General features: G+C 67.7%; 1 pseudogene. It reads right to left on the reverse strand.

The features are described from left to right. Positions 1 to 12 precede the first annotated feature (12 nt). A pseudogene (locus AC27GT_RS08595) lies at positions 13 to 390 on the reverse strand (transposase); the annotation flags it as partial.

Consider the following 390-nt stretch of genomic DNA (forward strand, 5'->3'; position numbering starts at 1 on the left):
CAGACTTGACCGTTATACCGCATAGAGCCCCAGGAACCTGAGGGCGGAGAGGGGATGGAAGGAGAAGGTCTCCAGGGCCGCCTTCTTCTTCCGCACCCCCCTGCGGTACAGCAGGGACACCAGAAAGGCCCGGAGGACCGCCAAGACTTGCGCCCCCACGCCCCGCACCTGGCAGGCGTCCTCATGGAGGAGGACGTCCCGTACCCAAAAGGACCGGTTCTCCACCTCCCACCGGGAAAGGAGAAGCTCCCCAAGCCGCCTCGCGTCCGCCTCCTCGGCTCCCAAGCTGGTGAGGGCGTAGCTCGCCGCGCGCCGTACCTCCCCCGTCCCCTTGTGCACCACCTCCCGCTCCACCCGCACCACCTGTCGGCACCCGGGAAAGGCCAAGAG

This window comes from Thermus sp. KWY1 (assembly GCF_057547025.1).